Here is a 26484-nt window from a genome sequence, read left to right on the forward strand (position 1 = left end):
ATCTACTGAGATCAAGATGCCAAATAGGTAATTGTATTAAATCTAGCGATTATGCAGCAAATTTATAGGAGTTTGATAAGAAAACGAATTTAGTATTTTACAAATCCATTGAAATCAGAATACATGTTCGCTAAAATAGACGAAGACAAACGTGAAGGATGATAAGTAATATTATGCTTCGAAATATGATTTTGGATGATATGGCTGAATTTACGAGTAAAGAGCCTAATTATTGTCAAAAATAAGGTAGTTGGTATATTCCTTGTTTTGAGCAGTTTGTTCATCCAGAAGTTAGCTATTGGATTGGCAAGGAATATTGGGGATAAGGAATGAATTTATCCTCACCCTCATTTAAATAAGAATAAGGCGCTAAGGATAATCATTAAAAAGGAAGTGCTAAAAGATGAATGTAGCAATGATTATGCAGGAGCTTGAAGCCCTAGGTAAGGAACGAACTAAAAAAATATACATGTCCAATGGTGCACATGAACCACTTTTTGGCGTAGCAACAGGCGCTATGAAGCCGATTGCAAAGAAAATAAAAATTGATCAAGCATTAGCAGAAGAACTTTATGCCACAGGCAACTACGATGCCATGTACCTCGCGGGTATTATTGCAGATTCAAATGCTATGACTCTGACAGATTATAATCGTTGGATAGATGCTGCATATTTTTATATGCTATCGGATTACGTGGTAGCCGTTACTTTAGCGGAAGCAGATATTGCACAAGAAGTTGCAGATCAATGGATTACTAGTGAGGAAGAGTTAAAAATGTCAGCTGGTTGGAGCTGCTACTGTTGGCTTTTAGGAAATCGAGCTGATGTTGAATTTACAGAGAGTAAAATTGCCAGCATGCTTGAAATAGTAAAAAATACGATTCACCATGCTCCGGAGCGAACGAAATCAGCTATGAATAATTTTCTATACACTGTTGGGATTTCATATGTGCCACTACATGGTATGGCACTCGAAATTGCGAAAGAAGTAGGGCCAGTCGAGCTCAAACGAGACAAGAAAAAGAGCACTATTTTACACGCTTACGAAAGTATCCAGAAAGAAGTAGAAAAAGGGAGGTTAGGTTTCAAACGTAAATATGTAAGATGTTGAATAATGAAATCTCCATTTTTTCACTCATAGTGGGATTTGTTGAATATTAAATAACCTAAATTTCCCATTTAATAGATCAACTTATATATCATAAAGAGATAAAACCTCTAAAAGAAATTTTCCTGAATCGAGTACTAAAGAAAATGGCGACTCCATCATACAGGAGTCGCCATTTTAAAAAGTTATTTAGTTAGTCGCTGGATAAAGGTATCTAATTGAACCAATGTTACATTATCGTTTACTCCAAATGTCCCGTCTCCCTTACCTACCGTAATTTTATTAGAAGAGAGAACAGCTACATAATTAGATGCCCAATGTGTACTGAGAACATCTGCGAATTCCTGCGCATTTCCTTGTTGTTTTAGTTTAAATGCCTCCACTAAAACTTTTGACAATTGACCTCGTGTAATAGAGGAGCTTGGATTAAATTTTCCATTTTCATCACCAGTAAAGACACCAATTTTCTTTAATGCCCCAGCAGCACCTGCATATTTAGATGATGGTTTAACATCAGGGAAACTTGAATTTGTATCACTTGTATCTAAATGTAACATCTCAGCAAGTCGAAGAGCAACCTCTCCACGTGACGCATAAATGCTAAAATCTATTTCAGCGTTTTTTACTTCGCCAATTTCATTTTCAGAGAAGTTTGCAATGCGTTTTGCCCCTATGTAACGAGATCCCCAGTAGTATGGGTCATTAATTTTATCTATTTTAACCCCAGAGCTAGTAGTAGCAGAAATAAAATTGCTATCACCTATGTATATTCCAACATGTGAAACACCGTCTCCTGATGTATTAAAAAATACAAGATCACCCGTCTGTAAATTGTCTTTAGATATAGAAGAACCTTGTTGATACTGAGCTTTTGAAGTACGCTCTAAGGAAATTCCTAACTTAGCAAAAACTAATTGTGTATAGGCCGAGCAGTCAACGCCTGTCTTAATATCTGTACCTCCATATTTATACGGAATGCCAATATATGATTTTGCTGTATTTGATAAATCTGTTATTGTCGCTGCTTTAACATCATTTATACCCATTCCTGTGAAGAGTGCAAAGGATGCAAAAATTGGTAGTAACCATTTTTTCTTCAATTAAACTTACTCCTTTCAAATAGCTTTCGCCTTTGACTAGAGTAAGAATAGCATGAAAAATATAAGCGTGATTTTTCATTAATATTACTAATTATTCCTTCCCAGTAAAATTGAAACCTTAATTTTATCTGTGTAAAATATCTGCAATAAACATGGGTAAATTTACTAATAATATATGAAATAATTATATTTACAGGTATATATGTCCTGTTTTTATGTTTTCTCCAACTTTGAATCTATAAGTTTCGTATGTATCTTTAATCTTTACAATTATTTTTGAGAAGTGGTCATGGGGGAGAGCATTCTTAAAAAGAGATGTAGAAGAAATTTTTAATCTGTATATAGGGAAGTCTCATTCTTGGGGAGAAAATCCATTCCAAAGTTCTATTTCCGCCTCTATTGTATATACATATAAAAGATTAGTAGAATGGAGGGCTATTCATGCAGTTTTATTATGGAAATCAGATGCCATTACGTGTTCTTGATGAAGCCGAATTTTGGAAACACCAAGAAGAAGAACATACTGTTGTTATCAGAGAACTTGTAAAAGATCTAGAGCAAGAATATGTCGAGGCATTAAAGGAGTGGGAAAAAGCATTTGCCCAGACACATCAGCAAGTAGTTAGATATATTGAGACCGTTAATCGTTCTCAGGGGCAGGTTTCTCAAACTCTTTTCCAGAATATTTTGCAGCTTACTTCTTTTTGCCTTCAACAGAGTGAACAATTTATTAATTTCTGTCGTTCTCTTATAGATGAAAGTAAGCCGATTAGCACCAATTCAACAGCCAAAGTCGTTTTAAATCATATAATTGTTGAATCAGAGTATTTTATTGGGATTGCTCAAACAATTTTATATCAACAAATGTAAAAATAATCCGATTAATATGGCTTTGTCATTCAAGAAGATACACTATTATATGATTAAATCAAGGGATACCAGCGAAATTAACACTATACGCAATATCGATAAATACCTCCAAAACGAATACCCCCATCCTGTTGTGGATGGGGGTAAAATAAATTCCCTTTTGTTATAGCTGTGTCATTTGACAGTAGATTCAAGATTTCCTAAATGTTCATTAAATGTGAAAAGATAAGAGCAACTGGATTGCCCAATCGAAAAAAAGAGGTTGATCTGAAGGATACGACAATGCTGAAAGATAACTTTTTATGGATTTATCCACCATTAGAACACGATAATTTGATTAAAGTTTATGAAAATCTAGCAGGTTAATTTTTGACATCCTGAAGAACAGTACCCTTCCTCCAATGCAGCTTCCGTAATGTTTCGTAATTGACTAAAACCGTTCCTACAATAATCGTCAAAGTTCCTATACCAGTTAGCCAAGAAATATATTCATGATAGAATGCAACCCCTAGCATAACGGCAATTAAAGGTGAAATATACAGCCATGTAGAAGGAAAAACAGGATTTGTCCGTGAGACAAGCCAATAATAAATACTATGGCCGATCATTGAACCAACAATCGTTAAATAAAGAAAAGAACCAATGGAAGCTGGACTTAAAAGATAATCAAGCTGAATGTTCTCAGTAAAAAATGACAAAATGATTAATAGAATCCCACCATGCATCATTTGCGCTGCATTTAAAGCTATCGGTGATGTCGCTTCAAATTTCCGGATTACATGCTTCGTATAAATCGTTCCAGATGCATAAAAAGCTTCACCCAGTATAATAGCGAAACAACCAATCATCCAGAAGGGGCTAATCTCAATTGAAAAGCTAGGTAAGATCAAGAGCGTGACACCAATGACTCCCACGACACAACCAATGAATGAATTCCGATTTCCTTTTTGCTTCAAGATGAATGTCTGAATAATGATGATCATCATTGGACCTGTAGCAGATAAGACCGCTGCAATCCCTGATGTTACATACTGTTCTGCCCAGTATAATGCGGCAAACGTCCCGAAGGTTAAACCTACTCCTGTAAAAAACATCTCTTTCCGAAATAATAACCTTATTGTTGTTTTCTTTCTCCACACCATAAAACTAAATAGCAGCAAACCAGCAATGAAAAAACGAAGTCCAGCTGATAAAAATGGAGGCACGCCTGCATCAACACCAATTTTTATCGCTAAAAATGTCGTTCCAAAAATCAAACACATAAAGAAATAATTAATAATAACCATATAAAACTCCTCCTCTTTTTCTATCATAAAAGACAGAGGATAGAACAGATTGAAAAAGATAGAACAGATTAGATTGGGGCGTGGTACAATCGTTTTGAAAAGGAGGAATCGATGTGAGAAAAGCAATTAGAAATGATGACTATCTTTTTAAGAAAGTATACGATTATGTACTTCACAGAATAGAACGGAAAGAATGGAAAGAGCATGAAAAGATTCCCTCCGTACGGCAATTAGCATGTGAAATGAATGTTCATCGATTAACGGTCTTAAAGGCTTATCAATTATTAAAACAGCATGACAAAGTTTATGTAAAAGATAAAGCAGGCTACTTTGTACAATCAAATGTGATGAAAAATCTTGAATATCTTGATCTGGACAATCCAATTGTTTCTGCATACGTACAAAAAAATCACTTATCTGAAATCCATCAATCACCTGTTTCTTATCATTTTTCTCAGGCATTAATTGATCCAAATCTATTGCCTAATCATTATTTTTCAGATTATGTAAAAAAAGTGTTTGACCTTTATCCAAAGATACTTGCAACCTACTCCACAGTGCAAGGTGATTTAGAGCTACGTGAAACACTCACTCAATATTTTATTAGCCAGTATAAAACTCATCTGAATACAGATGATCTGTTAATCACCTCAGGCTCACAGCAAGCGATACACTTAATCGCGCAAACTTTTATTAAGCCAGGAGACGTCGTTTTATTTGAACGTCCAAGCTATAGTGCTGCAATTGATATTTTTAGAGCGCAGGGAGCACAGATTGTAACGGTTGATATCCATCCAGACGGGTACGATTTAGAGCAAGTTGAATACTATATTAAACAATATAAACCACTGCTATTTTATCTTAACCCAACATTCCATAACCCGACTGGTTATACTGTTTCCATCGAGCAGCGCAAAAAATTAGTAGAATTAGCTGAACAATATCGTTTTTTAATCATTGAGGACGATGCCTATCACGACATCTATTTTGATCATGCCCCGCCACCACCAATTTACACTTATGATACAGCTGGGACCGTCATTTATATCCGAAGCTTTTGTAAATATATCTCACCTGGTTTGAGAATCGCGGCTGTTATCTGTCCATCATCCTTAATGAATGCACTACTAACAGTAAAATCATTAGCTGATAATGGCTCACCGCTTCTCAATCAAAAAATTTTTCTCCATTACTTTTCATCACTAAGATTGCAGCAGCACCTAGAGAAAATACGGATTGCCCTTCAGATCCGAAAGGAAATCATGGAGGAAGAGCTAGCAGTAACAGATTGGAAATGGATCAGTCCAAAAGGTGGTCTTAATTTATGGGTGCAGCTTCCAGATACACTTCCAACTGAATTATTATTAACCAAAAGTATTGAGCAATCTATATCCTTTGTACCAGGTCAAGTTTGTGATCCATTAAAACAACTATCATCCTGGATACGTTTAAGCTATTCATACGTAAATGAAATACAGCTACGTGAAGGGATAAAAAAGTTTGTGGCAGTGGCACAATCTCTTTCTATGTGAGGGGAGGGGCTTTGATAAAGGTTTGCATAACTATATCAAGGCCTGTCTTCCTATTTTGCGAAGTTGGGTTAATAAAATTAATCTCTTTTTAAACTTAATATAAAAAAACAAAGAAACTCCCTTTAAATCAGAAAAGTGAGTTGGAATATTACTATCATATAGTTGGTTGGAGTTTCTTTGTAATTATCAGAAGAGGATAACTCATACCTCAAACCTTTTGAGAGATAGGTTTGAATAGCTGTCAATAATGTATTTAATAGGATCTGCTGACTGGTAGGGAGTCTGACATAATGTAGATATTATGTATGTATCATTAAAATAAATAATTTCCTATTGTAATTTTGATTTCCAACCCATAATATAAGTATATAGTTATATACAAATTTAACAAACAATACTTGGTGATGGTTTTCTATTTTTCTAAGTTATATATAAGTAAATGGTTATGTAAAAGGAGGCAAAAACATGGACAATACACACATTGAAAAACAATTAAAGGCAGCAGCTGACTTGAATCGCATTAAATTACTTGCATGTATGAAAAACGGGGAGGTATGTGTTTGTGATTTTGTGGATGTTCTAGGGATTTCACAACCAGCAGTTAGTCAGCATTTACGAAAATTAAAGGAGGCAGGCATTATTACTGAACGAAAAGTAGGGACTTGGAAGCATTATCGTTTGGTGGAAGATCAAACGCCTCTTATGCAGGGTATTTTAGAACAAATTCAGCCTTTAAATGGGTGTAATTGTGTTTCAGACTGCTGTCATGAAGGAGAGGAATAAATGAATAATGAATCCTTAACTAAACAGCTATCCTTTCTAGATCGTTATCTTACCCTTTGGATATTTGTAGCAATGGGGGTAGGTGTTTTATTTAGTGTCACAATGCCCAATATTGGGGAAGTGCTAGAGTCCATGTCTATTGGCACAACGTCCATACCGATTGCTTTAGGGCTAATTGTCATGATGTATCCACCCTTAGCGAAAGTGAAATATGAGGAAATGTGGCGGGTGTTTAAGGATTGGAAGGTGCTTTTACTATCACTATTTCAAAACTGGTTGCTTGGACCATTCTTAATGTTCTTTTTAGCAATCATCTTCTTACGTGATTATCCTGAGTACATGGCTGGACTCATTATGATTGGCTTAGCTCGATGTATTGCAATGGTGATAGTATGGAATGATCTGGCACGTGGAGACCGTGAATATGTTGCTGGTTTAGTTGCTTTTAACTCCATTTTTCAAATCATGACATATTCAGTTTTTGCTTTCTTTTTCTTAAATATATTACCTGGTTGGTTTGGTTTAGACAATTTCAATGTATCTATTTCAATGTTGGAGATTACTAAAAGCGTCCTTATCTATTTAGGCATACCATTTGCTGCTGGTTTCCTAACACGATGGATCAGTTTAAAGAGTAAAGGGAAACAGTGGTATGAGGAAAAGTTTCTACCCAAACTTTCACCACTTACTTTAATAGCACTTCTTTTCACAATTGTCATGATGTTTACTTTAAAGGGTGAGAAATTAGTGGAACTACCACTCGATGTAGTGCGAATTGCGATTCCATTATTTATTTACTTTGTAGTCATGTTTGTTGTTTCATTCTTCTCTTCACATAAAGCAGGGGCATCTTATCCGGTCACCGCAGCCCTTTCATTTACAGCAGCTAGTAACAATTTTGAATTAGCCATTGCTGTAGCCGTAGGTATTTTTGGACTTCATAGTGGAGTGGCCTTTGCTGCTGTTATCGGACCACTCGTTGAAGTACCAGTACTAATAGGACTTGTATGGGTTGCGTTACGCTGGCAGAAAAAATATTTTAACCATTAAGGGAGGATTTTAAATGAGAAGAGAAGATGATATTCGTACAAATGTACGTGAAAGCTATGCGAAAGTTGCTTTGAAATTAGAAAATACACAGGGATGCAGTACGTTAGCTCCTAGCTGCTGTAATCCAAAAGATAATCAAAATGTTTCCATTGAAGAGATCTCTCAGAAAATGGGCTATACAAAAGAGGAACTAGCTTCTATCCCCAATGGAGCTAATATGGGGCTTAGCTGTGGCAACCCACAAGCTATTGCGAACTTGAAGCCTGGAGAAATTGTTGTCGATTTAGGCTCAGGTGGTGGCTTCGATTGCTTCTTGGCTGCACCAAAGGTAGGGAAAAAAGGACGGGTAATTGGCATTGATATGACACCTGAAATGATAACTAAGGCACGTCGTTATGCAGAAAAATCTGGATATGAACAAGTAGAATTTCGTTTAGGTGAAATAGAACATATGCCGGTTGCGGATGATACTGCTGATATTATCATTTCAAATTGTGTGATTAATCTATCGCCAAACAAACGACAGGTATTTAAAGAAGCCTATCGTATTTTAAAAAAAGCTGGTCGTTTAGCAATTTCAGATGTTGTGTTAACGACAGCCTTACCAGAGAGTTATTTATTAGATATGCATCTATATTCTGGTTGCGTTTCTGGTGCCATTTCGATTGAAGAATACAAAGCACTTTTAAAAGATGCAGGCTTTATAAATATCTCAATCATACCAAAAGATGAGTCGAAAGAATTTATCCGTGAATGGGAACCCCATCATGATTTAGAAAATTACATTGTCTCAGCTATTATTCAAGCTGTTAAAAAGGGGAACTATTGATAATGAATATTTAAAAAATGAATTAATTATAATCCAAGTAAATTTTATAGGAGTCAAGGGCGAAGCTAAGATTCCTAAGTCCATAACGATTTTTAGTTTCTCATATTCCATTATAGAAATTTATTGTTTTTAGAGAAAACAATAAAACTCAAAAAAATAATGTAAAATTAAGGAGAAGTAATTATAAGAAGTGGTGGGCAAGATAGCCTTGAGCCGGTTAGAAGCCCTTGGTATAGCTAGATTCTAGGCTATCGAATCATGAGAGGAAAGACTCCGTGTCAAGGTGTAATTATTCACGAACTTGTATAGAAGGTAAGTTAATCAGCGAAAGTGTACATACTTAGACTAGCAAAATGTACACTGATATTTTGACATTTAGAGTTTTAGCCACTGGTATTAATGATTAATTAAGAACTTATTAAAAACAATAAAGGGGAAATGATATGACTAAGAGGAATATGGAATTATCACTAGAACAACGGGAGGAACTACTTAGAACTTTGAAAGCACGTTTTGAAAAAAATATGAATCGCCATAAAGATCTTGAATGGGCTAAAGTACAAGCTAGGCTCGAAGCAAATACTGAAAAACTGTGGTCACTCAATGAAATGGAAGTAACTGGTGGTGAACCAGATGTAGTTGGCTATGATAATAAGACGGACGAATACATTTTTTATGATTGTTCAGCAGAAAGTCCTAAAGGTCGCAGAAGTATTTGTTATGATCGTGAAGCGTTGGAGTCAAGAAAAAAACACAAACCAGAAAATAACGCTATTGATATGGCAACTGCAATGGGCATTGAACTTTTAACGGAAGAGCAATACCGCGAGTTGCAGAAACTTGAAAATTTCGATTTGAAAACATCAAGCTGGGTCCAAACACCTGTAAATATTAGAAAACTCGGTGGGGCCCTCTTTTGTGACTATCGTTACGACACTGTTTTTGTGTACCATAATGGAGCAGATTCCTACTATGCGGCTAGGGGCTTCCGTGGCTCGCTAAGGGTCTAACATAAGGTACTCCAATATTGGAGAGGATATGCTGGTTATGGTTCCTGGAGATCAGTACTATGGATAAATATGTACTTAAGCATTTCTAGACGGGATATTGAATGCGCTACTAATTCTAGTCAATCCCAACTTTTTCAATATTCCATTGTAAGATTTTTTACCTAAGGTTTCCGAAAAAACAAGTTATCTGTATTTCCATATCTGTACATGTCATCTCATTTTAATAAGGGAGGGGGTGTTGGTATACCTCCTCCTTCTTTAATTGTTTTTTTGTTTAAAAGAAGGCAAGAAACCCATACTTTACCCAAAAAGCAATCTTATAAAGGTGATTGGGAGGAGTTTAAAATCATATTTCCAAGTGCTTAGCCTGCTCCTATTAAATCCAAACAGACATTTGTATACTCTATTGTTTGTTTGGATACCATATTTTTTGAACACTAAATATGCACCTGGATCATAATACCCTAAGAGGTAAAAACAGGGGAGATTACCAAAAGGATTAAAGAATAGCAGTGCTAATTATGGCCTTGACTTACAGGTGTAGGCGAGGTTTTAAAAAATAAAACAGCCATTTGAAGATTCTAAAAAGATTTGGTAAGTAAAAGTCCCTAAGTGACAGATGCAATGTGTGTAAAAAGAAATTCAGTAAATTAGGAGGAAGAAAATTATGACAAAAGATTTCTACACTACACTTAAAGAAAGACGTACTTACTACGGAATTAATAAAGAGGTAAAAATATCGGATGAAAGAATTAAAGAAATTATAGAATTCGCTGTGAAATATACTCCATCAGCATTCAACTCTCAAACTGCACGTATTGTTGTATTATCAGGTGAGGCACATAATAAATTATGGGACATCACAACTGAAACATTAAGAAAAGTAGTTGGAGATAGTGATTTTTCAGGTACTCAACAAAAAATGGATTCCTTTAAAGCAGGTTATGGGACAGTTTTATTCTTAGAAGATGAAGCTGTAGTTAAATCGCTTCAAGAGCAATTTGCTGCATATGCTGAGAACTTTCCAATTTGGTCAAATCAAGCATCAGGTATGCACCAACTAGTTGTATGGGCAGCATTGGAAGCAGAGGGATTAGGAGCTTCATTACAACATTATAATCCATTAATTGACGATGAAGTGAAAAAACAATGGAATATCCCTGATAATTGGAAGCTAATTGCTCAAATGCCCTTTGGCAATCCGACGGTAACACCAGGCGAGAAAGAATTCAAACCACTTGAAGATCGAATAAAATTTTTCAAGTAATTAATGTATACGGAGCCTGTATCTTAACGGAGCTGGTTTTAAACTCTTCAAAAAACCGCGAGAAATCAACGCTTTTAAAATTGATTTCTCACGGTTTTTGTTATCCCAACCCTTGTTTAATTCATTTTAAACTTGTTCTTTTTGCTTTAAACGACTACTTAATGACCAATTTGTCCACATACGTAAAATTTGTTCGAATGGACCACGCTTCCATTTTTTCAAGTATAAAAAGCTCACGACACATTGGAAACTATAGACAATAAGCCCAAACAATATGCCATTAAAGACGCCTATTTTTCCAAACAGCCCTAAACCATAGCCATAAAAGACAGTCGTACAAATAATCGATTGCATTAAATAATTAGTTAATGATAACTTACCGACACATTCAAAGGCCTGAGAAATAATAGAGGTATGCCAAAATTTATACAGTAAGGCAGCTAAACATACATAACCTAACGATAATAATTGAGCACCGCCCATCGAAAGCATTACAGAAAAATTGTTTTCCATTAAACTTAAAGATTTGCATAACAGCCCAATTGGTACAAGAAGTGCCCCCAACATATACCATTTTTTCTCCTGCTCTATATTCTCAAATGCACGTACCTTGGCAAGCCCCATGCCTACTAAAAATAATGGTAAAAGAAGAATTGGTGCCATCAATATCATAAGAGCGATTTCTGCAGGCTTTTCCGTTTCTGATGGCTCTGGATTGAGACGGAAATCAAATATTTCTGCATAAGTACCATTCGCATACATATGACTTTCTTTTGCAGCATACGTATCCTTCTCTTGCTGTTCTTTCTTTGAAACCTCACTTTGACCATATGACAGTGCGATAGTAATAACAAACAATATCCCTGCCCAAATAAATGCAGTTTTTGCTTTTCGATTGATAAAAAGAACTAAGATAGGAATCATTAAACCATAAAATAGTAAAATATCACCCTCCCAAATGAATAAGTGATGTAACCATCCTAATACAATAAGCCCGATGCTTCGACGAAGAATGACCCATCTACTTTTTCTCCCTTTTCGGCGTACAGATTCCACTAGCTTCATCAGTGAAAAGCCGAAAAGTAATGTAAAGATTGGCATAAATGAGCTTTCAACAACAACCTTCAAGAAATAATATGCACCTTGATCGAGCAGCGATAAGCCCTTTAGATTTTCCTTTCCTTGCATTCCAAATTGAAAAATCAGTAAATTCGCGAGCAATATCCCAAATAAACTAAATCCCCGCATACAATCAATAAAAGAAACTCGTTTTATTTCCATTAGAAAACCTCACTATTCTTTAACTATATTGTAAGTATATTGGGATAACCTTATAGCAAAATAATCGACACCTTAAAAAAAGCTTAAACGAATAAAAGGATTAAAAAATGATGATTAAAAGCTTTACTTTTTCTCCTCTTATTTTTTGAGACAATGACCGAATGCCAGTTTTTCATTAAGGTTGGACTCTTTTTAGGCTCACCGAATAACCCTCATCTTGAAGGGTATAATGGATTTTAGGTGCACTATAGTGGTGTTTACTTTCTGTATGAAATTTTGTTTCATACTTTTTTGAAAGGGTGTGTTTTTAATGGAAAAAAAAACGTCTACTATTCCTCAACCGAAAACATATGGACCGCTGGGGAATATCCCATTAATCGATAAAGATAAACCGACCCTATCGTTTATCAAACTAGCGGGAGAGTATGGCCCCATTTTTCGGCTTCAAACTCTAAGGGACAGCATCATTGTCGTTTCTGGACATGAACTGGTAGAAGAGGTTTGTGACCAGTCACGCTTCGATAAAAGTGCAGAGGGTGCTTTAGCAAAGGTTCGTTCCTTCGCTGGAGACGGTTTATTTACAAGCTGGACTTACGAGCCTAACTGGAAAAAAGCTCATAATATACTGATGCCTACCTTTAGTCAACGTGCCATGAAGGATTACCATCACATGATGGTTGATATTGCTGTACAGCTTGTTCAAAAATGGACACGACTTAATCCGAATGAAGTGGTGAATGTCCCAGAGGATATGACCCGTCTTACATTAGACACGATTGGTTTATGCGGCTTTAATTACCGATTTAATAGTTATTATCGTGAGACCCCTCATCCTTTTATCACTAGTATGACCCGTGCTCTAGATGAAGCGATGCATCAATTACAGCGACTAGATATAGAGGACAAACTCATGTTGAGAACGAAACGTCAATTTCAGTATGACATCCAAACTATGTTTTCTTTAGTGGATAATATTATTGCTGAGCGCAAAGCACAAGAAAGCCAGGAAGAAAATGATTTACTTTCTCGTATGTTAAATGTGAAGGATCCAGAAACAGGCGAAAAACTGGATGATGAAAATATTCGTTTCCAAATCATTACCTTTTTAATAGCTGGGCATGAGACAACAAGTGGTTTATTATCCTTTGCGATTTATTTCTTATTGAAAAATCCGGACAAATTGAGAAAAGCCTATGAAGAAGTAGATCAGGTATTAACAGGTCACACTCCGACATATCAACAGGTTCTGCAACTTAAATATATACGGATGATTTTAAATGAGTCGCTACGTCTATGGCCTACCGCTCCAGCATTTAGCCTTTATCCAAAGGAAGATACGGTGATTGGCGGGAAATACCTAATTAAGAAAGAAGATCGTATTTCCGTTCTTATTCCACAGTTGCATCGGGATAAAGACGCATGGGGAGAAAATACGGAAGAGTTCCAGCCTGAACGATTCGAGGATCTGGATAAAGTACCACATCATGCTTATAAGCCATTTGGAAATGGTCAGCGGGCATGTATCGGTATGCAGTTTGCCCTCCACGAGGCAACTCTTGTACTAGGCATGCTTCTCCAACATTTTGAATTGATTGATTATCAAAACTATCAGCTGGATGTTAAGCAAACTTTAACGCTAAAGCCAAATGATTTTAAGATCAAGATTCAATCCCGAAATCAAGATGCCATCCATCCTGCCGTTCTTACATCCAAAGAGGAGACACGAAAGGATGACAAGATTGAACAAAACGTTCAGAATACACCATCTCTTATTGGGATCAATAATCTTCCTCTGCTTGTTCTTTACGGCTCTGATACAGGAGTAGCAGAAGGTATTGCAAGAGAACTCGCGGACACAGCTAGTTTACATGGTGTTCAAACGGAAGTAGCTGCTCTTAATGATCGAATTGGAAACCTGCCAAAAGAAGGAGCCATTCTGATTGTGACTTCCTCTTATAACGGAAAACCGCCAAGTAATGCAGGTCAGTTTGTGCAGTGGTTGGAGGAACTAAAATCGGATGAATTAAAAGGCGTTCAATATGCCGTTTTCGGTTGTGGAGACCATAATTGGGCTAGTACCTATCAGCAGGTACCAAGATTTATTGATGAGCAAATGGCCCAAAAAGGAGCGATGAGATTCTCTAAACGCGGAGAAGGAGATGTAAGCGGTGACTTTGAGGAACAGCTCGATCAATGGAAACGAAGCATGTGGTCTGATGCGATGAAAGCCTTTGGATTGGAGCTCAATAAAAATGTGGAGACAGAGCGTAGTACTTTAAGTTTGCAGTTTGTCAGTAGCCTGGGAGGGTCTCCACTAGCACGGACATATGAAGCAGTTCACGCATCTGTAGTAGAAAATCGTGAGCTCCAAGCAACCGGCAGTGATCGAAGTACTCGGCATATCGAGATAGCCTTACCGGAAGGGGTTACTTATCAAGAAGGAGACCACCTTGGAGTACTGCCAAGAAACAGCAAGGCGAATGTCAGCCGAATTTTAAATCGCTTTGGCTTAAACGGGAAAGAACAAGTCGTGCTAAGTGCAAGTGGACGCAGTGTAACTCACCTTCCTTTGGACCGTCCTGTTAGTTTATTTGACCTTCTTAGCTATAGTGTAGAAGTTCAGGAAGCCGCAACTCGAGCACAAATACGCGAATTGGCGACATCTACAGCTTGCCCTCCCCATAAATATGAATTGAAAGCATTATTGGAAGAGGGAGTTTATCATGACCAAATACTAAAGAAACGCATTTCAATGTTGGATCTTCTCGAAAAATATGAAGCGTGTGAAATCCGTTTTGAACGTTTTTTAGAACTTCTTCCAGCACTCAAACCGCGTTACTATTCTATTTCAAGCTCTCCTCTTGTTACACCAGATCGTCTAAGTATTACAGTCGGTGTTGTTAGTGGACCTGCATGGAGTGATCAAGGGGAATATAAAGGAGTCGCTTCTAATTATTTAGCTCAGCGTCACAATGATGATGAAATTACCTGCTTTATTCGAACGCCACAAGTAAATTTTCAGTTACCTGAGAATCCACAAACACCCATTATCATGGTTGGACCAGGCACTGGCATTGCACCATTCCGTGGATTTTTACAAGCACGACGTGTCCAACAGCAAAAAGGTGTTCACTTAGGGGAAGCTCATCTATATTTCGGTTGTCGTCATCCAGAAATGGATTATCTCTATCGTACAGAATTAGAAAAAGAAGAAAAAGACGGTTTACTATCTTTGCATACAGCTTTTTCCCGCTTGGAAGGACACCCCAAAACATATGTACAGCATTTAATGCAACAAGATGGAGCTCAGTTAATTTCGTTATTAGATAACGGCGCCCACCTTTATATATGTGGTGATGGTAGTCGAATGACTCCAGATGTTGAAAATACTCTTTGTCACGTATATCAAGATATTCACGGGGTCAGTGACCAAGAGGCGAGAAATTGGTTGGATTTTTTACAGCTTGAGGGAAGATACGGAAAAGATGTTTGGGCTGGTATCTAAATGTTTCTACAAGTGAATTTTTTGACTAGGTGTTACTTTAATAAACGAATTATCAAAATCCCGTATTTTCTAATGAATACGGGATTTTGATTATGATGGCAAGGATTAGTTGCAAACCGCATGAAAAATTACTTATCAATTATGCCTCGACATCATTGATAAAGATTCGGCTTTGTCATTAGACCTTCGTGAAGCAGGTCAGTTAGCCGTTATCGCATGAATGCGAAATATCCTTTATTTACTCCTTTTCGATTCCGTGACATCCACCGTCGCTTTGGGCCAATAGATGTTTTTTGTGCGATGGCTGTTGCTTTTAAATGAGGTTTGATCATAAACATCCCACAAACCAGCATTTTACAATACGAAATGGCTAGAACAAAATATAACCAAATTAAAAACCACAAATGGGATTAACACCACTTGTGGTATATCATGTTAATTAATTGGGTAATTTCTAGAAAATACTCCGTGAAAGCTCTATATACAAAGCAAGAGTGTTAAGAAAATTATTTTATTTTCTCTGATAAAATATGCACACCTATACAAACAGCTGTAAAAATGACTGCACGCATTATCGCTTCAGACAAAGGGTATTTTTGATAAAATAATAGAATAAGCAGCATTACGATAAAAAACAAACTATAAAAAACCAATTTTTTTTTCATGTTCCACCTCTTGATATTCAATTTCAATCTACACGATTTCTAGTAGGTACAACATGAATAAAATTGACTATTCCAAATTTATTGTACATACCATTTGGAAATTGTATAACTACCATCTCTAGCAACCACTATACGATAACGATAATGCCAAGTATTGTCTTTTCCTGTTTCACTGATATAAACAATAATTTCTTTCGTGCCTACAAGTGGAACAGCTGTATAAAGGATAGGTCCAATGATTGGAGTATTATACGTCACCATAGCAGTCATTGCAGAAACAAAATTCTTTTTCTCCTTAACAAGCTCACCTGTTTTTGTGTTGTAAATATTTTTAATAAATGGTAGTCGTTCTGAAATTCCGTAAGTTATTCTCGCTTTTAAAGCTGCACTTCCGGCTTGGACTAAAGTTCCTGTTGCTGCATTAAACCAAATCTGTGTCGCATTTTGTACGTAATAATGATATCCCTGACGCTCATACATTATAAACTTTCCGTCAAGAATTGTAAATTCTAATGGAACACCGTTGTTCCAAGTAATTTCTGTATCAATTCTTTTAGGATTAGTAATAGTACCTAGCCCAGTAGGTGGGATAAAGTATAAAGCTTCGCTATGCTTTCGATACAAAAAACATTTGCTGAAAGAAGAAAAATGTGTTCTTGTTTGGTTAATATATGGAAATATCTAAAAGGAAATATTGCACTTACACAACGAAAGGCTTGTAAATGTACAAAGTATATTTCTTGTAACATCATTTGCTAGCTTCTATATTTTCAGCTATAGGTGAATGCGTTGTAAATTAATAAAATAGTAAGGTAATTAACAGGGGATTTTAAGGTTAAAGTGCTAGACTACTAACAATACTTAATCAATGTCATAGGGAAAAGGGGAAACATTATGAATTTTTTCGATTTACTTGTAATCAGCATAAACTCCATTCTCCTGGGGAGGTTCCTGTTTTTTAGTAAATCTAGGAATAGAATGAATATTTTCTTATTAATTTGTGCTGGGATGATAACAGGACTTCACATGCTTATTGAGGGCTATAGATGGCAAATACTACCTGCATATTTACTGCTCTTACTGCCATGCATTCAATTTCTCTTTTTTTGGAAAAATAACATCTCCACATCTTGGCTAACACGAATAGTAAAGGGGTTCTTATATATCCTTTGGTTATATGTAGTATTTGAATTACCTATCATTGCCCCAATGTTTTCGTTTCCAGAGCCGACAGGACCATATAAAATCGGAACAACCAGCCTCCATCTTGTTGATGAAAAAAGACTTGAAGAATACACAAAGGAACCGGATGATCATAGGGAATTAATGATTCAAATTTGGTATCCTGCAGAAGTTAACAAGAATGAGTTAACAGCTCCTTATACTGCTCATTCGAAAGAGCTAGCGGCTGGTCTACAAACAGCTTTACCTTTACCACAGTTTGCCCTACAGCATTTGAATAAAATTCAAACACATTCCTATCAAGATGCGCAATTAGTCAAGAATGAATCTGGTTGGCCAGTATTACTGTTTTCACATGGGATGAATTTATATCGATATCAAAATACCTTTCAAGTAGAAGAATTAGTGAGCCATGGCTATATCGTTGTCGGGATAGATCATACATATGATGCTGCAGCTACTGTATTTCCTGATGGACGCACAGTTCTAAATTCACCTCAATTAGATGATGGTATCCCTGCTCTCGATAAACATATAGCAGTATGGACAGATGATGTAACCTTCGTACTAGACCAGCTTGAAAAGTTTAACCAAACAAAGAACGAAGAATTATATCATTCTATGGATTTGAGGAAAGTCGGCATGTTTGGTCACTCTTATGGTGGAGCTACTGCTATGCAAATGTTGCTGCGTGATGATCGAGTAAAAGCTAGTATTAATATGGATGGAGGTTTATTTGGAGACGATGCACCAAAGCAAGGGGTAGGCAAACCTTTTTTAATGATGAATGCCGATGAAATGGAGAAATATATGACTGAGGCAAAGAATTCAGAGAAAAATGATCTAGCAACAACCCTCTTTAAAGAGTTTGATAGACGTCAAACGCTTGCTTTAAAGGGTGGAGGCTATTCATTGACCATTCCAAACACAAACCATGCCAGCTTTACGGATACTTCTTTATTCTCAAAACTTTTACAATCAAAAGGAGAAGATCCACAATATGTTCATCAAATCATTAATGAGGTTAGTCTTGAATTCTTCAATCAATACGTGAAAGATGATGCAGCAGCTTCGATGAAAAAAATAGCTGATCGTTATCCAAAAATTCAATTGACTAAAAATAAATAATCAATCGGATTTCTTAACATGTTAAGTAGTCCAGAAGTTCTTGTTCAAAATGAAGGATAATGATTTTATAGATTTTGTAAGACAAAACTATTTTAATAAAATAAACCTGAACTATTCCGTGAAACTCTAATTTAGTGTTTTGTAATAGTTCGGGTTTTTGTTTATTTTTCATTATTTATTAAAAACATGCGACAATAGGCAGTTATACCCCAGCCTCTATGATTGAACTAATATTTTGGAGATAATTTATACTGTTGTTTTCATCAATCTAACAACGACTTTCCACATTTATATCTTCAAAACTATAAATGGTTAAGCTCTTGTTGGATACAACTTGGCTTTCTAATTGGAGAACGTGTCACAAAGTATAGCATCCATTCGTTATATAGAGTGAGAGGAGGGAATATATGAAAACTAAAAATAAGGATTATGAAAAAATGGTAGAACTATACGAGTTGTATGAACAAAAAATTTATTATGTAGCTTATTCCATTTTAAATAATATTCAGCAAGCTGAAGATATAGTTCAAGAGACGTTTATTATTCTCTATCAGAATATGGAAAAAATCTACAGCTTGAATACTGAAGAGCTTAAACGTTACATATTGAGAATTGCGAAAAACAAATCAATTGATGGCTACCGGAAAAATAAACGACATGAAATGTTTTTAGATGAATATCAAAAAGAGTCGCCAGAAGTAGCAGATGAAAATATTGAAGAGTGGGAGCAGCGTTCAATATGTGAGGTACAAATTGATACATTGCTTACAGAGTTAAATGACTCTTACAGACAGATTTTTAAGTACAAAGTCTTCTATAACTTAACGTATCAGGAAATTTCAAAAATAATGGGGATCACTGAAGTCAATGCCCGCAAGCAATTTGAACGAGCTCGAAAACGAGTACAGAATATTATAGGAGGTATAGAAAATGACGAATTCAAAGAACTCCAAAAATATGTATGACATTGCTGAGAAAATCGCTTTAGACGATTTTGATCATCAAAATGAACAACATAAATTTTCAGATACCTACATGCACAAAAAGAAATTGTTTATGGAGGAAATTAAGTTGAAAAATAAACAGTCACTGCAAAAACGTAAAAAGAATCGCATTTTAATCGCCGCTGCCTGCTTAATGTTTGGTATACCAACAACTGCTTTTGGTGCAGTAAAAGTCTACGATATGATTGTTCAAAAACAAAATTATGAAGTAAATGTCTCAGTGTCAGATAATACCTCAAAAAAGAAGGACAATTGGTATAAACTAAAAGTAAATTATTTACCGGAAAATATGGTAGAAGACAAAAATGCTCCTATGAAATATTCATTTAAAGATAACTACGCAATGGGCGGGTTTTCATTCTATCTTTGGAGAGTTGGTAAAAATACCAATTTCCACACTCTGTACTCAAAAAGCTATGAAGAAAAAGAGTTAAATGGTAAGAAAGCAGTGATTGTCAAAAAAGATACTGGAAACAAAAGCTTAGTATTTGATAGAAAGGTCTATCTTTTATTTGAAGAAGAGGGGATTATGGTAGACGCTGAAATTGGCAATGATGTAAGTGAAGAACTTATGATAAAGGTCATGGAGAACATTTCACTTGAGCCCACGTCAAAAGAAATGGCATCATTTATAGCAGATTTAGATAATCCTCTTTATAGTGAAGAGGATGAACCAATCGAATTTAGCGTTATTCCTTTGAAAAAAGACAGCACACAACTATTTAGTGTAGGAGAAAAGGTTCCAGTAACCATAGATCAAATAAGCAGATTAGACAATCTTGAATTTGTTATCGAAAAAGTTGAAATCTTTGATTCAATCACAGATTTTAAACAAAATAACTTTAATGGAGTTGGCCTAAGAAGCTTAAGTTGGTATAAAGCTTTAGATCAGAAAAAGATATTGTTACCGTATAGACGGGATATATATAAAGTTGGTAATGGTAAAGATTCAAATTATGAATTAGTAGAGTCAAAATTAGTGGCTCCTAAATTTGTCTACCTAACTACAACAATGAAAAATATTGGTAAAGAGGCAACAGAAGAAATCTATATGCGTCCAACTATAAAAGTGCTTAAAAATAAAAATAATGCATGGCACTATGCTGGAGAAGATGGAATTGACGAAAAAAGTATTATGACGGGTGAGGTTGATTATCTTGCACCTCACGGAAAGGGAAAAGCTTTTTACAATATAGGAAATATCCAACCCGGACAAACGATTAACATGAACTTAGGTTATTTTGTAGACGAGGATAAGCTAGATTCTATCTTCCTTGATGTTTTCGGCGATTACAGTAGTTTTAATGGATCTGAAAACATGAATGCAAAAGATCGTTGGTGGATTGATATTCGTAAATATGAAAAATAGAAATAAGCAGTAGTATGTTTTCTTTACCACTTGCTATTAGCCGAAAAGGAAAATTAGGTAAATTACATGAAAGTGTTTTTTATGCAAGTCATAAAGGTAGATGATTTATAAGCCATTATGGTGGGAGTTTTTAGAAATACATTGTCTATTTATGATCCACAAAACATATTTTAAGAAATTAGAAAAAAATCAAATGTCAACGGATTTTAAAACAAAAGGCAAATGTTTCCCTATTGTTAGATACTATATTGCAATTTGAGGTGCAGATTTTAGGAAATTTTCAAAATATAATCTATAAAATGTAAGAGGAATTCATTTTGAACAAATGTTCAAATGGATTCTTTTTTTAGCAGTTTTTATATCACTGGTATAAAAGTTTTGTTTCGTTCCATATTACTTTTATGTTGCTCTCCTTTTAAATGAAAGAAGAAAAAACAAATGTAATAAACATGTTCTAATATTTCTTCAACTATTTGATGAGGAATAAGATTATTATCTAAATTATTTTTAGAATTTCATCAAATTAAGGGGACGATATTATTGGAAAGTGTAAAATTAGCAGACATTTATTAAAAGTGTGAGTGGGATCATGTGTTGATGCTATTATTTTCAGTGTTTTCACTCGGTTACAGATAAAAATTTACTATAGATAGGGGAGCAAAAGATGGATATCTTCCTAGCGATTTTACCAGCTCTTTTTTGGGGAAGTATTGTGCTCTTTAATGTCAAGCTTGGTGGTGGTCCCTATAGTCAAGTGCTTGGAACAACAATTGGAGCACTTCTCTTCTCTATAGGCGTTTATTTTGTTGTTAAACCTGTGTTGACACCTGTAGTTTTGGGAGTCGGAATTGTATCAGGCCTTTTTTGGGCATTAGGGCAGGCAAATCAATTAAAAAGCATTGATTTAATGGGCGTTTCTAAAACAATGCCCATTTCAACAGGTCTACAATTGGTTGCAACAACATTATTTGGAGTCATTGTCTTCCATGAATGGTCGACTACAATATCCGTTATCTTAGGTATCCTTGCATTGATCAGTATTTTGATTGGTATCGTTCTTACATCGCTGCCAAATCCAGAGGAGAAAAAAGAAGAGCAAGGGAAAAATTTAAGAAAAGGAATTTTAATTTTACTCGTTTCTACTTTTGGTTATTTAGTCTATGTGGTGGTTATCCGCTTATTTGATGTAAATGGATGGTCGGCTCTATTACCGCAAGCAATCGGAATGGTCATAGGTGGAATTCTATTAACATTTAAACACAAACCATTCAATAAATATGCGATTCGTAATATTATTCCAGGTTTAGTTTGGGCTGCAGGGAATATGTTTTTATTTATCTCTCAGCCACGTGTAGGAGTTGCCACAAGTTTTTCTCTTTCCCAAATGGGGATCGTGATTTCTACTTTAGGCGGAATTTTTATTATAGGTGAGAAAAAAACCAAACGACAACTTATAGCAATTTTCATTGGGATTATCTTTATAGTCGCTGCTGGAATTATGCTAGGGATGGCGAAAGCATAAGGAGGAGAATTTTATATGTATCCAGATTTAGAAGGCAAAGTTATTGTTATTACAGGTGCTTCAACAGGATTAGGAAAAGCAATGGCATTACGCTTTGGCGAGGAAAAGGCAAAAGTTATCGTTAATTTTCGTTCAAATGAAAAAGAGGCAAATGTGGTTGTTGAAGAAGTGAAAAAAGCAGGTGGGGAAGCCATTGCCGTAGAAGGAGATGTGTCAGTTGAAGGGGATGTCATCAACCTCGTCCAGACTGCTGTAAATAAGTTTGGAACCCTCGATGTGATGATTAATAACGCTGGTATAGAAAATCCTGTACCCTCACATGAAATGCCGCTCGATGATTGGAATAAAGTAATCAATACGAATTTAACAGGGGCATTTTTAGGAAGTAGAGAAGCGATTAAATACTTCGTGGAGAATGATATTAAAGGTTCTGTTATCAATATGTCCAGTGTTCATGAGCAAATTCCTTGGCCTTTGTTCGTGCATTATGCGGCTAGTAAAGGGGGCATAAAATTAATGACTGAAACTTTAGCGTTAGAATATGCTCCAAAAGGAATTCGTGTCAATAACATCGGACCTGGAGCGATCAATACGCCTATAAATGCTGAAAAATTTGCAGATCCAGCAAAACGGGCAGATGTAGAAAGCATGGTTCCGATGGGGTATATAGGAAAACCAGAAGAAATTGCTGCTGTAGCAGTATGGCTTGCTTCCTCACAAGCTAGTTATGTAACAGGGATTACCCTATTTGCCGATGGTGGAATGACATTATACCCTTCTTTCCAAGCAGGTCGTGGGTAAGTAAATATCTACAACGACAAGATAATTAGTTTCCTTATCAGAGCAGTATATCATTAATAAAACACAAATAAAAATTGGCATTGGAATTTAATCTCTCCAATGCCTTTCTTTAATCTATAAGAAAAAACCGCCCATTACGAGGCTTGTTGAGTTATTTCCAGATGCACCTAAGTTTGCTCGTCTAGGTCAAATAAATGCATGGGATAATGAGAATTTTGTCAAAAAAGTTAAATTGACTGGTAAAAAGCAACTAATTATAGCCGGAGTTGTCACAGATGTTTGTGTTGCTTTTCCTGCATTATCGGCTCTGAACGCAGGCTACGAAGTATTTGTCGCTACGGATGCGTCGGGAACTTTCAGTAAACAAGTTGCAAATGCGGCGATAATGCGTATGGCTCATAGTGGCGTACAGTTGATGAACTGGTTAGTATTGCTAGTGAATTACAACGTGATTAGCGAAACGACATCGTAGGCTTCGGCGCATTACTTGCAAGCCAACTTCCTGGCTATCAAAACGTTATGGAAAGCTATGAAGGTGCTCAAAAAGATTTTAATAAGCAGTAAAAATAAAATAAAGGAATTAAAAAAACGCGGATTTCATTTTAACTCCGCGTCTTAGTAAGGTTAATCTGCTGGTCTTGGGCCTCTATCGCCCTGTGTATTTTCAGAAGTTAAAATGGGCCGAACGGTAATGTCTCCTATGACACGGATTTGACAAGATAGCCGTAAGCAGTCCTCAAATAAATTCTCATCAATATTTTTAATAGCAAAGGCGGTTTTTTCTATTTTCGAAATATCCTTATATTCTCCAGCTAAGACCTCTACTCTACAAGTAGTACATTTTGCTTTTCCACCACATAGATGAAATATTTCTATACCATTATCTTCAAGTGCTAAAACTAATTTTTTTCCTTCCTCTACTTCAAATGTTTTTCCTCCAAATACGTTGATAAGTGGCATCTAATAATACTCCCTTCATAAATTTCCTAATGGATGGGGTTAACGAAGTAAGTGTTATTATCAGTTTGTATTGTTCCGGCTATTCTCATACAAAAAAATCATTCATTGTCTAAAAGCTTAAAGATTTTACCTAGCGTGGATATCTGTTTGGTGGGTATCCGATTGGGTGGATAGCCATAGGAAGGGTACCCAAATGGTGGATATCCATCAAAACCATACCCTGGGAAAAACATTCTTTCTATTGGATTGCGACCAAATTCGCCGTATTGGGGTCCTCTGAATTCGCCATATCGAGGTTCTCTGAATTCACCAACCTGGGTTCATTTCACGTGGCATATTGGGATAATTTCTTGTCACTTTCATACCTCCTAATAATAGTCATAGGCCTACTATATGTTCGGAAAGTCTTTTGGAATGGGGTATTTGCCTATTTCACAAATGGGATTATGGTAGGTGTCACGTTTCAAAAGATCATTTATTTGAGGTTAATCAAATCAGCCAACACATATATTTTAGTTAATGATAATGGAGAAATGAGGTTTTCAATGTTTATTTATGTGGTTAAAATGGGTGATTCGTTATTTTCCATTGGGGCAAGATTTCAAGTAAATATGGATTGGTACAAATAATGTTGATTATCGTTTAAAATACATATCTTCAAAATACTTTAACAATTTTCATAAACTAACCCTAAAATTCATCAAATTAAAATAACGTAAATTACCAAGATAGAATTATTGGCATATTTATTTGACTTTATCTCTGCAAGCAGTATCAGCTGCAGGAGGGCTATAAATCATCTGTTTGCGGACGGTATGAAAATATATCCTGAACAAATTCATATTCGAACGGTTGAACAATTTATTGGTTATATCAGGTTGTTTGCAATATTGACAAAAAAGATGCCAGCGTGGTTTAATTTAATTATTAAATAATTATTTAAATATTTAAACAGAAAAGGTAGGTGATAATATGACGTTAAATCTTACATTCAAAGCGCTCTCTGACCCGACCAGACGTAAAATTCTTGATCTTCTCATGGATAAGGATTTAACGGCTGGGGAAATAGCCAATCATTTTCAGATGACAAAGCCTGCGATCTCTCATCATCTTGGCTTGCTTAAGCAAGGGGGATTGGTATGGGACGAAAGGAAAGGGCAGCATGTTGTTTACTCAATCAATACTACTGTATTACAGGAAGTAATGAAGTGGTTTATGCAATTCAATAATAACAAGGGAAAGGGAGAGGAATAATTATGAAAAAGTACTGGTTTTCGGTATTGCTTTTCATTATAGCTGTGTTAGCAAGTGTATGGAGCTACCCACAGCTTCCTGAAAACATTATTTCCGCTTCAAAGTATCAAAGTGATTCTACCGCTACTACCAGAGAGTTTATTGTGAGCATGATTCCCGTAATGATGATTCTTGTGTTTGTCTGCATGGCATTGATACAGAAGCTTGGATTGGATAAAAAAAGCCCGCGCTCCGTTGAGCCGGTTAATGCAATTCTGAACGGAGTTATTTTTATCCTTCTGCCAGTTCACGGTCTGGTATTGGCCTATGGCATGGGTAATCCGTTTAACGTGGATATCATTGCTCCTTTAGTTACAGGTGCTGTGTTCATTGTGATAGGTAATTTTATTCCGAGAGTGAGAGAGAATTTAGGTTCTAGCCTGGCTACTTCCGTATACGATACCAATAATGGGATCGAAATTCGCAAGTCTCACCTTTTCATGGGTCGGGTATATGTAGCAGGCGGCTTCATCATGCTAGTTAGCACACTCGTGCCTGGCGGTGCATCTTTACCGGTCTTTATTACTCTTCTGCTGCTTACTGTAATTATCTCTATCATTGGGTATTATAAAAAATTGCTACGGTGATAAAGAAACCAGCTCTGAGATTATTAAAAAGATCATGCCTTCAGTTATTATAAAGTGTACTCTGTAGAGTAGACACCTAAAAAAGTCTACCTGCAGGGTATATTTTTGTATAGTTAAGAAATACACAAGGGATTGTATTCAAGCCCTTCTTCACGCCAATTTATTTTTAATATAAATACCTTAGTCTAAATTTTTAATTTTTCGTTCAAAAAGGGATTAAGTTACCTTTCCAATTGTGGATTTAAACAAAGTTGCAATGTTTAAAATAAAGTCGAGCTTTGCCCCTTTGGAATAATTATCTAAAGGGTGTTTTTGTATCGAAAAGAAAAAGAACATCTAAAATCGATAAGTG

At 35.8% G+C, this 26484-nt stretch carries 23 protein-coding genes and 1 pseudogene; 18 read left to right on the forward strand and 6 right to left on the reverse strand.

The features are described 5' to 3' along the window. Nucleotides 1-403: 403 nt before the first annotated feature. The gene (locus QNH24_RS13160; protein WP_283868055.1) at nucleotides 404-1111 is read left to right on the forward strand and encodes a DNA alkylation repair protein; all 708 of its coding nucleotides are present in this window, start codon (nucleotides 404-406) and stop codon (nucleotides 1109-1111) included. A 182-nt stretch (nucleotides 1112-1293) separates the two neighbouring features. Here the strand turns inward: QNH24_RS13160 and QNH24_RS13165 are convergent, their stop codons facing one another. After that, nucleotides 1294-2208, reverse strand: coding sequence for a C40 family peptidase (locus QNH24_RS13165; protein ID WP_283868056.1), 915 nt, complete (start codon nucleotides 2206-2208; stop codon nucleotides 1294-1296). A 441-nt stretch (nucleotides 2209-2649) separates the two neighbouring features. Here QNH24_RS13165 and QNH24_RS13170 point away from each other — a divergent pair, with 441 nt between their 5' ends. Next, nucleotides 2650-3078 (forward strand): DUF2935 domain-containing protein, encoded by a 429-nt coding sequence (locus QNH24_RS13170; protein WP_283868057.1) that lies wholly within the window; start codon nucleotides 2650-2652, stop codon nucleotides 3076-3078. 240 nt (nucleotides 3079-3318) lie between these two features. Further along, nucleotides 3319-3444, forward strand: coding sequence for a hypothetical protein (locus tag QNH24_RS13175; RefSeq protein ID WP_283868058.1), 126 nt, complete (start codon nucleotides 3319-3321; stop codon nucleotides 3442-3444). On the opposite strand, the gene QNH24_RS13180 is transcribed toward QNH24_RS13175, so the two are convergent. After that, complete coding sequence (locus tag QNH24_RS13180) at nucleotides 3441-4364, reverse strand: DMT family transporter (RefSeq protein WP_283868059.1); 924 nt, start codon at nucleotides 4362-4364, stop codon at nucleotides 3441-3443. The genes QNH24_RS13175 and QNH24_RS13180 overlap by 4 nt on opposite strands. A gap of 113 nt (nucleotides 4365-4477) precedes the next feature. On the opposite strand from QNH24_RS13180, the gene QNH24_RS13185 reads away from it, so the two are divergent. From QNH24_RS13185 to QNH24_RS13210, 6 genes are all read left to right on the forward strand, one after another. Further along, nucleotides 4478-5896 carry an aminotransferase-like domain-containing protein gene (locus QNH24_RS13185; RefSeq protein WP_283868060.1) on the forward strand — a complete coding sequence of 473 codons (1419 nt, stop codon included), beginning with the start codon at nucleotides 4478-4480 and terminating at the stop codon, nucleotides 5894-5896. 465 nt (nucleotides 5897-6361) lie between these two features. After that, nucleotides 6362-6679: an ArsR/SmtB family transcription factor gene (locus tag QNH24_RS13190; RefSeq protein ID WP_283868061.1), complete on the forward strand. Its 318-nt coding sequence runs from the start codon at nucleotides 6362-6364 to the stop codon at nucleotides 6677-6679. Then, the gene (gene arsB, locus QNH24_RS13195; RefSeq protein ID WP_283868062.1) at nucleotides 6680-7729 is read left to right on the forward strand and encodes an ACR3 family arsenite efflux transporter; all 1050 of its coding nucleotides are present in this window, start codon (nucleotides 6680-6682) and stop codon (nucleotides 7727-7729) included. A gap of 13 nt (nucleotides 7730-7742) precedes the next feature. Continuing rightward, on the forward strand, nucleotides 7743-8558 hold the full coding sequence (locus QNH24_RS13200) for an arsenite methyltransferase (protein WP_283868063.1): 816 nt from the start codon (nucleotides 7743-7745) through the stop codon (nucleotides 8556-8558). A gap of 443 nt (nucleotides 8559-9001) precedes the next feature. Then, the gene (locus QNH24_RS13205) at nucleotides 9002-9568 is read left to right on the forward strand and encodes a DUF4256 domain-containing protein (protein ID WP_283868064.1); all 567 of its coding nucleotides are present in this window, start codon (nucleotides 9002-9004) and stop codon (nucleotides 9566-9568) included. A 667-nt stretch (nucleotides 9569-10235) separates the two neighbouring features. Beyond that, on the forward strand, nucleotides 10236-10835 hold the full coding sequence (locus tag QNH24_RS13210) for a nitroreductase family protein (RefSeq protein ID WP_283868065.1): 600 nt from the start codon (nucleotides 10236-10238) through the stop codon (nucleotides 10833-10835). Between the two features lie 126 nt (nucleotides 10836-10961). Here the strand turns inward: QNH24_RS13210 and QNH24_RS13215 are convergent, their stop codons facing one another. Continuing rightward, nucleotides 10962-12116 (reverse strand): DUF418 domain-containing protein, encoded by a 1155-nt coding sequence (locus tag QNH24_RS13215; protein ID WP_283868066.1) that lies wholly within the window; start codon nucleotides 12114-12116, stop codon nucleotides 10962-10964. A 310-nt stretch (nucleotides 12117-12426) separates the two neighbouring features. Here QNH24_RS13215 and QNH24_RS13220 point away from each other — a divergent pair, with 310 nt between their 5' ends. After that, on the forward strand, nucleotides 12427-15621 hold the full coding sequence (locus QNH24_RS13220) for a bifunctional cytochrome P450/NADPH--P450 reductase (RefSeq protein ID WP_283868067.1): 3195 nt from the start codon (nucleotides 12427-12429) through the stop codon (nucleotides 15619-15621). Between the two features lie 506 nt (nucleotides 15622-16127). Here the strand turns inward: QNH24_RS13220 and QNH24_RS13225 are convergent. Next, the gene (locus tag QNH24_RS13225; protein WP_283868068.1) at nucleotides 16128-16286 is read right to left on the reverse strand and encodes a hypothetical protein; all 159 of its coding nucleotides are present in this window, start codon (nucleotides 16284-16286) and stop codon (nucleotides 16128-16130) included. Nucleotides 16287-16364: 78 nt separating this feature from the next. Continuing rightward, nucleotides 16365-16910: a hypothetical protein gene (locus tag QNH24_RS13230; protein ID WP_283868069.1), complete on the reverse strand. Its 546-nt coding sequence runs from the start codon at nucleotides 16908-16910 to the stop codon at nucleotides 16365-16367. A 354-nt stretch (nucleotides 16911-17264) separates the two neighbouring features. On the opposite strand from QNH24_RS13230, the gene QNH24_RS13235 reads away from it, so the two are divergent. The 6 genes and pseudogenes from QNH24_RS13235 to QNH24_RS13260 all read left to right on the forward strand — a co-directional run. Further along, nucleotides 17265-18596 (forward strand): alpha/beta hydrolase family protein, encoded by a 1332-nt coding sequence (locus QNH24_RS13235; protein ID WP_283868070.1) that lies wholly within the window; start codon nucleotides 17265-17267, stop codon nucleotides 18594-18596. A gap of 407 nt (nucleotides 18597-19003) precedes the next feature. Then, complete coding sequence (locus QNH24_RS13240) at nucleotides 19004-19561, forward strand: RNA polymerase sigma factor (RefSeq protein ID WP_283868071.1); 558 nt, start codon at nucleotides 19004-19006, stop codon at nucleotides 19559-19561. After that, nucleotides 19527-20969 carry a DUF4367 domain-containing protein gene (locus tag QNH24_RS13245; RefSeq protein WP_283868072.1) on the forward strand — a complete coding sequence of 481 codons (1443 nt, stop codon included), beginning with the start codon at nucleotides 19527-19529 and terminating at the stop codon, nucleotides 20967-20969. The genes QNH24_RS13240 and QNH24_RS13245 overlap by 35 nt, the downstream gene beginning before the upstream one ends. Nucleotides 20970-21633: 664 nt before the next feature. Continuing rightward, nucleotides 21634-22491, forward strand: a complete 858-nt coding sequence (locus QNH24_RS13250; protein WP_283868073.1) for a RhaT/GlcU family sugar-proton symporter — start codon at nucleotides 21634-21636, stop codon at nucleotides 22489-22491. Between the two features lie 15 nt (nucleotides 22492-22506). Continuing rightward, on the forward strand, nucleotides 22507-23292 hold the full coding sequence (gene gdh / locus QNH24_RS13255) for a glucose 1-dehydrogenase (RefSeq protein ID WP_054770671.1): 786 nt from the start codon (nucleotides 22507-22509) through the stop codon (nucleotides 23290-23292). Between the two features lie 142 nt (nucleotides 23293-23434). Next, a pseudogene (locus tag QNH24_RS13260) lies at nucleotides 23435-23856 on the forward strand (isochorismatase family protein); the annotation flags it as partial. Nucleotides 23857-23916: 60 nt separating this feature from the next. On the opposite strand, the gene QNH24_RS13265 reads toward QNH24_RS13260, so the two are convergent. Continuing rightward, the gene (locus QNH24_RS13265; protein WP_283868074.1) at nucleotides 23917-24252 is read right to left on the reverse strand and encodes a 2Fe-2S iron-sulfur cluster-binding protein; all 336 of its coding nucleotides are present in this window, start codon (nucleotides 24250-24252) and stop codon (nucleotides 23917-23919) included. 972 nt (nucleotides 24253-25224) lie between these two features. On the opposite strand from QNH24_RS13265, the gene QNH24_RS13270 reads away from it, so the two are divergent. Beyond that, nucleotides 25225-25506, forward strand: a complete 282-nt coding sequence (locus QNH24_RS13270; protein WP_283868075.1) for an autorepressor SdpR family transcription factor — start codon at nucleotides 25225-25227, stop codon at nucleotides 25504-25506. Nucleotides 25507-25508: 2 nt separating this feature from the next. Beyond that, the gene (locus tag QNH24_RS13275) at nucleotides 25509-26132 is read left to right on the forward strand and encodes an SdpI family protein (protein ID WP_283868076.1); all 624 of its coding nucleotides are present in this window, start codon (nucleotides 25509-25511) and stop codon (nucleotides 26130-26132) included. The last annotated feature ends 352 nt before the right edge of the window (nucleotides 26133-26484 follow it).

Source organism: Lysinibacillus pakistanensis, assembly GCF_030123245.1.
Classification (GTDB): domain Bacteria; phylum Bacillota; class Bacilli; order Bacillales_A; family Planococcaceae; genus Lysinibacillus; species Lysinibacillus pakistanensis.